At 46.1% G+C, this 6,364-nt stretch carries 7 protein-coding genes; 6 read left to right on the plus strand and 1 reads right to left on the minus strand.

Features of this window, described 5'->3' with window-relative positions:
• Positions 1-16 precede the first annotated feature (16 nt).
• The 5 genes from folB (at position 17) to lysS (ending at position 4,688) form a co-directional block, all read left to right on the plus strand.
• Positions 17-391 carry a dihydroneopterin aldolase gene (folB, locus tag NOM90_RS19120; protein ID WP_255944342.1) on the plus strand — a complete coding sequence of 125 codons (375 nt, stop codon included), beginning with the start codon at positions 17-19 and terminating at the stop codon, positions 389-391.
• On the plus strand, positions 388-924 hold the full coding sequence (gene folK, locus NOM90_RS19125) for a 2-amino-4-hydroxy-6-hydroxymethyldihydropteridine diphosphokinase (protein ID WP_255944344.1): 537 nt from the start codon (positions 388-390) through the stop codon (positions 922-924). The genes folB and folK overlap by 4 nt, the downstream gene beginning before the upstream one ends.
• A 32-nt stretch (positions 925-956) precedes the next feature.
• Positions 957-1,949, plus strand: a complete 993-nt coding sequence (gene dusB / locus NOM90_RS19130) for a tRNA dihydrouridine synthase DusB (protein WP_255944346.1) — start codon at positions 957-959, stop codon at positions 1,947-1,949.
• 497 nt (positions 1,950-2,446) lie between these two features.
• Positions 2,447-2,923 (plus strand): transcription elongation factor GreA, encoded by a 477-nt coding sequence (gene greA, locus NOM90_RS19135; protein ID WP_255944347.1) that lies wholly within the window; start codon positions 2,447-2,449, stop codon positions 2,921-2,923.
• A 253-nt stretch (positions 2,924-3,176) separates the two neighbouring features.
• Positions 3,177-4,688: a lysine--tRNA ligase gene (gene lysS, locus NOM90_RS19140; protein ID WP_255944348.1), complete on the plus strand. Its 1,512-nt coding sequence runs from the start codon at positions 3,177-3,179 to the stop codon at positions 4,686-4,688.
• A gap of 82 nt (positions 4,689-4,770) precedes the next feature.
• On the opposite strand, the gene NOM90_RS19145 is transcribed toward lysS, so the two are convergent.
• Complete coding sequence (locus tag NOM90_RS19145; RefSeq protein ID WP_255944350.1) at positions 4,771-5,370, minus strand: TetR/AcrR family transcriptional regulator; 600 nt, start codon at positions 5,368-5,370, stop codon at positions 4,771-4,773.
• Positions 5,371-5,471: 101 nt separating this feature from the next.
• Here NOM90_RS19145 and NOM90_RS19150 point away from each other — a divergent pair, with 101 nt between their 5' ends.
• A complete protein-coding gene (locus tag NOM90_RS19150) occupies positions 5,472-6,014 on the plus strand; it encodes a hypothetical protein (RefSeq protein ID WP_255944351.1) in 543 nt (180 codons plus the stop codon).
• The last annotated feature ends 350 nt before the right edge of the window (positions 6,015-6,364 follow it).

Raw genomic sequence — 6,364 nt, forward strand, 5'->3', positions numbered from 1 at the left:
AAAAGGTGGAATAGATATGGATAAAATGATTATCTCACGGATGGAGTATTACGGGCGCCACGGCGTATTCGAAGAAGAACGTCGACTCGGGCAACGATTTTACGTAGGGTTAGAACTTGAAATGGATCTATCTGCGGCGGGATTAACGGACGATCTTCATCAAGCGGTTAATTACGCGGAAGTGCATGAGACGGTCAAAAGCGTGGTAGAAGGCGAATCGGTTCAGTTGATCGAAGCGTTAGCTGAACGTATTGCGTCTGCTGTACTGCGCACGTATACTAGGGTGGATGCAGCCACGGTACGCGTAACAAAGCCGCATCCACCATTCGATATTCATTTTGAAGGCGTGACGGTCGAAATCCGTCGGAGCCGAAAGAGAGATCAGATATGAACGTAGATCACCCTTTACATTCGACCTCTGAACCGTCAGAGGCTTATATTGCTTTGGGCGCAAACTTGGGTCGCCGCGAAGAAACGCTGCATGAGGCTTTGCGTCTGCTTCATGAACATACGGATATTGATGTGCTTCGCGTTTCCGATGCGTATGAGACAGATCCTGTCGGTTATGCCGATCAGCCGCCCTTTTTGAATATGGCAGCGGTACTTGCGACCACACTTGCTCCGCATGCTTTGCTGCAAGTGATGCAACATGTCGAAGACCAACTCGGTCGAGTTCGCGATATTCGTTACGGCCCTCGAACCGCAGATCTGGATTTGCTTTGGATGAATGGTCTGGCGATTGAGAGTACGGATCTAATCCTTCCGCATCCCCGGATGGCAGAACGCTTTTTTGTCTTGATTCCGCTAGATGATGTCACGCCGCCAAACGAGCCGTCTGGATTACGCAAACTTGTCGACGATTCGCTGCTTGAACTTGGCGAAGCAACCGGTATCGTTCGCGTCAGCGGCCCTTTGTTTCCTTAATTTTTATTTTTGTAGTCAAGAGGTGAAGACTTATGCTTAAGATCGGCAATATTGAATTGAAAAACCGCGTCGTATTGGCTCCTATGGCGGGTGTATGTAATCCTGCTTTTCGTTTGATCGCCAAAGAATTCGGAACCGGCTTGGTTTGTGCGGAGATGGTGAGCGACAAAGCCATTTTGCATGGCAACAAACGTACGCGCGAAATGTTGTTTGTCGATGATCGGGAAAAACCGCTCAGTTTGCAAATTTTCGGCGGTGATCGTGCGTCGCTGGTCGAAGCGGCAAAAGTCGTCGATCAAGAAACGAATGCCGACATTATCGATATTAATATGGGTTGCCCGGTTCCCAAAGTAACCAAATGCGATGCAGGTGCGCGCTGGTTGCTGAATCCGGAAAAGATTTACGAGATGGTCACGGCGGTTACGGCCGCGGTTCAAAAGCCGGTCACGGTAAAAATGCGGATCGGCTGGGATAGCGAGCATATTTTTATCGAGCAAAATGCAAAAGCGGCGGAAGCGGCAGGAGCTAGCGCGATCAGCGTTCACGGTCGTACACGCGAGCAGCTGTATACCGGAACTGCCGATTGGAGCTGGATCAAGCTTGCCAAAGAGTCGGTGAATATTCCTGTGATCGGCAACGGTGACGTGAATACGCCTGAAGATGCGAAGCGTATGCTGGATACGACCGGCTGCGACGGGGTCATGATCGGACGCGGAGCACTCGGCAATCCGTGGATGCTCTACAGTACGATTCATTATTTGGAAACCGGCGAACGGATCGAAGATCCAACACCGGAAGAAAAGATTCGTATCGCTGTTCTTCATATGGATCGTTTGATTGCACTTCGAGGCGAACATGTAGCGGTGCGCGAGATGCGCAAGCATTTGTCTTGGTATCTCAAAGGGTTAAAAGGCTCCGCGAGTATCAAAGATCATATCATGGAAGGTACCACGCGCAGCGAGATGGTTCATGTATTGGACGATTACCTAACCAACCTTCCCCAATACGCCGCCGCCGAAGCTTAATGCTTCCCGTGAAACAAATTGAAGCTATATGAAGCAAGTTATCGACAATTCACGAATATTCTTCATATTTCAACAAAAAAAGACTGACGAATTCAGTCTTTTTTTGTTGAAATAAAACGTTTTCAATTCAGCAAGGAAACGCATTGACTTTTCGTAATGCTTCCCATATAATTTGTCAGTATAAAATTCGCCTCACCAACATAAATTCCAAAATGCGGAATATGCACGCTTTGCCTGGATTCGGCATTTGATAGACGCGAAAAGCGCCTTTTCAGTTGACCAATCGGTCAACGAAGGTACTGACGTTCTTGGAGATATAACGGCTCTGGCAATAGCTGCCCGTCACTATATTTCTTAAGTCGAGAAGCGGTACACGTCTATGTCTTGAAGGCGTGGTCGTTTCTATTTTGACGTTGCCGTCTTTGCAGGGATTTCGTAATTAACCGGATGTGAGTGTGCGAAAATCTACTATTCACATGACAGGAGAATCGGTACAGATGAGCGATAAAGAGGTTATTCTCACCCCGGACGGGCTGAAAAAACTGGAAGACGAGTTGGAAAACCTGAAATCTGTAAAACGCCGCGAAGTGGCGGAACGGATTAAAGTTGCAATCGGCTACGGAGACATCAGCGAAAACTCCGAATACGAAGATGCCAAAAACGAACAAGCTTTCATCGAAGGCCGAGTGATTACATTAGAAAAAATGCTGCGCAACGCACGAATCATCAATGCCGATGAAATCGGTACAGATGTCGTAAGCGTAGGATCCACAGTTGTGGTAAAAGATGTAGAGTTCGGAGACGAGATGGAATACGCGATCGTAGGTTCAGCAGAATCGAACCCATTGGAGAATCGTATTTCGAACGAAAGCCCAGTTGGAAGTGCCCTTCTCGGTAAATCCAAAGGCGACAAAGTAGACGTTAACGTTCCTGCTGGCGTTCTGCAATACGAAATCATCGACATCAGAAAATAATTTATTTCGAAACAAGGTGCCGCCTGGCATCTTCGGAATCTGAACTTCCTGTAATCGTTTTGGCTGGTGCCTAAGCGAATGCAGGAAGTTTTTTGTTTCAAAAGCTTGTCAAACGTAGATATAAGCAACAAGGTGTAAGCTTTCGCGGTTGACGGATAAGGCGATTTGGAACGATAATATAGGTTGACGATAAGCGGAGTTTGCCAAAGAACAATCATGCGAACCCTCGCTAAAGACAGGAGCTGAACGACAAGTGTCTGAAGAACATACAAATCCAGAAACTCAGGAAGTTGAACTGAGTGAACTACTTCAAGTACGCCGTGAAAAATTAGGTGAATTAAAATCTCTCGGGATCGACCCGTTTGGTACAAAGTTTGAACGTAACGAGACGGCATCCGGTGTGATGTCCAAGTACGACACTTTCGAAAAAGACGAGCTGGAAGAAAAAGCGATTGAAGTTACATTGGCGGGTCGCATCATGGCGAAACGCGCAATGGGTAAAGCTAGCTTCGCGCATATTCAAGACCTGACCGGTCGTATTCAACTTTATGTACGTAAAGACAGTGTACCGGAAGAACAATATGATGCGTTCACGATTCTCGATCTCGGCGATATTGTCGGCGTTCGCGGTACCGTGTTCAAGACGAAGACAGGCGAGACGACGATCAAAGTCGCAGAATTGACTGTTTTGACAAAATCGCTCCAACCGTTGCCAGATAAATATCATGGTCTCAAAGACGTTGAGCTGCGTTACCGTCAGCGCTACGTGGACATGATCGTAAATCCGGAAGTGCAACAAACCTTTATTTTGCGTTCGAGAATTATCCAGTCGATGCGCCGTTATTTAGACTCGCTCGGCTATTTGGAAGTCGAGACGCCAACTTTGCATTCGATCGCGGGCGGTGCAGCAGCACGTCCATTCGTGACGCACCATAACGCACTCGATATGGAACTGTACATGCGCATCGCGATTGAGCTTCACTTGAAGCGTCTGATTGTAGGCGGTATGGAAAAAGTATACGAGATTGGCCGCGTTTATCGCAATGAAGGAACATCGACACGTCACAACCCGGAATTTACAATGATCGAGCTGTATGAAGCATACGCAGATTACAAAGACATCATGAGTCTGGTTGAGACGATGGTCGCACACATTGCGCAAGAAGTATTGGGTACAACAACGATTGAATATCAAGGTCAACAAATCGATCTGAAGCCAGAGTGGCGCCGGGTATCGATGGTTGATGCGGTCAAAGAAGTAACGGGTGTAGACTTCGGCGTTCAGATGACGGACGAAGAAGCACACGCGCTGGCAAAAGAACACAAAGTTCCGGTCGAAAAACATATGACATTCGGTCATATCCTGAACGCATTCTTCGAGCAATTCGTAGAAGAAACGTTGATCCAGCCGACTTTTGTAACCGGGCACCCGCTCGAAATTTCTCCACTGGCGAAAAAGAACGATCAAGATCCACGCTTCACCGATCGTTTCGAACTGTTTATCGTGGCACGCGAACATGCCAATGCGTTCAGCGAATTGAACGATCCAATCGATCAGCGCGAGCGTTTTGAAGCTCAGCTTCAAGAAAAAGAGCAAGGCAATGATGAAGCGCACGAAATGGATGAAGATTTTATTCGTGCACTGGAATTCGGTATGCCACCTACCGGGGGACTCGGAATCGGTATCGACCGTCTGGTTATGCTGCTGACCAATGCTCCTTCGATTCGCGACGTGCTGTTATTCCCGCATATGCGTAATCTGTAATCCATATCCAAATAAAAAAGAGAAGGCGCATATCGCGCCTTCTCTTTTTTTTATACTCCTTTCTATTTTGAGTGGGGTTATCCTACTTCAACTTTGTACATAAAGAATCTACATAATCATCCAACAGCTTTCTCATCTCGTTCGAAGGCATTCGCTCTGGATAAGTCAGCCCTTGCAAAGCTACCCCGTCTACAAAGACATGCATCCGCTTCGCTTCTTCTTCAATATCCAATCGTTCCGAAGCGTAACCGTGTTCAACCAGCCTTTTTGTGACCAGCAGCATTGCCGAACGTAATTCTTCATAGACTCGGTCGGCATGATCGCGCAGCGAAGGCTCAGATAATGATTTGGAGACGAATGCGAGCCACACTTCCATCTCGGAACGGCTGTCTTCATGTAAAGGAACCAGTTCTCTCAATATATCTTTCGCAACCTCAATCATCGGGCGGTCAAAAGACAACGAATAGAGCCGAGCCGTTACCCGTTCAGAGACTAAACCCATAGAGAAAGAAAACAACTCTGCTTGAGTAGAAAAGTAATGTCGCATGGATCCTGGCGAAATCCCAGCTTCTTGAGCAACGTTACGTACCGAAGCGTTTTCGATTCCTTCGCGGCGAATGACTCGCCATGCCGCTTCAGCGACTTTTATTTTTTGTTGTTCATGATCGACAATTTTTGGCATACCTCGATTATAGCATCATAAATATAATACTTCTCTTTTTAATACAATCGTGTTATTATAATTTTATAAAATACAACTGTATTAAAAAGGAGGCGTTTAAGATGGGGTGGTTGATTGTCGCCTGTGAGGTCGGGTTTTGGGTGATTGTATTGTCGGGTCTATTCACTCGGTATATATGGAAGAAAAACAAAGCAGGAGCAATCTTGTTGCTAATGACTCCCGTGGTCGATCTTATTTTACTTGCCGCAACCGTAATCGATATTAGACAAGGCGGAGAAGCAACTTTCGTTCACGGGCTAGCAGCCGTTTATCTAGGAGCAACCGTAGCATTTGGGCATCGAATGATTAAATGGGCAGACGAACGTTTTGCTTATCGATATGGTAATGGGCCGAAGCCGATCGAAAAACCTAAAACCGGACGAGCACATGCTACTAGACAGCGTCAGGATTGGTATCGACATCTTTTGGCTTGGACAATCGGTATTGTTCTATTAGTAGGAATGATTGGGTTGATTGGAGATTCCAATAAGTCTGAATCATTAGAGTCATGGATTTATCGTTGGAGCTTGATCTTAGCCATCGACTTCGTTATTAGCTTTAGCTACACGCTATGGCCAAGAAAGTCTACTACGTCTAACTCGTAGAAGAGATCAGAACTCGTATTTGGTAATGCAATTGATAAGAAATGAAAGGAATTAGCGTATGTATAATCTTTTATACAAAAAATGCTTGCTTTCTTGAAACCAGCGTGATATATTCTAAGAACGGCCTTGCGAGAGCAACCGTGGCGTTCGAACTTTCGAGCCAGCCTAATTGAGATCGATATTGCGCTTTGAAAAAAGCGAAATAAAAGATTTAAAAAAAGACTTGCAAAACGAAAACGAACGTGCTAATATATAAGAGTTGCTGCTGCGAGAGAAACATTGAGCGGCAGAAACGAAAATCAAGTGTTTGTTCCTTGAAAACTGAACAGTAAGTGAGTCGCGATCATGCA

The organism is Saccharibacillus sp. JS10 (genome assembly GCF_024436065.1).
Taxonomy (GTDB): domain Bacteria; phylum Bacillota; class Bacilli; order Paenibacillales; family Paenibacillaceae; genus Saccharibacillus.

Bases quoted from the DNA above. Each gene is read 5' to 3' on its own strand.
- folB (WP_255944342.1), top strand. From the start codon at position 17: ATGGATAAAATGATTATCTCACGGATGGAGTATTACGGGCGCCACGGC.
- folK (WP_255944344.1), top strand. From the start codon at position 388: ATGAACGTAGATCACCCTTTACATTCGACCTCTGAACCGTCAGAGGCT.
- dusB (WP_255944346.1), top strand. From the start codon at position 957: ATGCTTAAGATCGGCAATATTGAATTGAAAAACCGCGTCGTATTGGCT.
- greA (WP_255944347.1), top strand. From the start codon at position 2,447: ATGAGCGATAAAGAGGTTATTCTCACCCCGGACGGGCTGAAAAAACTG.
- NOM90_RS19145 (WP_255944350.1), bottom strand. From the start codon at position 5,370: ATGCCAAAAATTGTCGATCATGAACAACAAAAAATAAAAGTCGCTGAA.
- NOM90_RS19150 (WP_255944351.1), top strand. From the start codon at position 5,472: ATGGGGTGGTTGATTGTCGCCTGTGAGGTCGGGTTTTGGGTGATTGTA.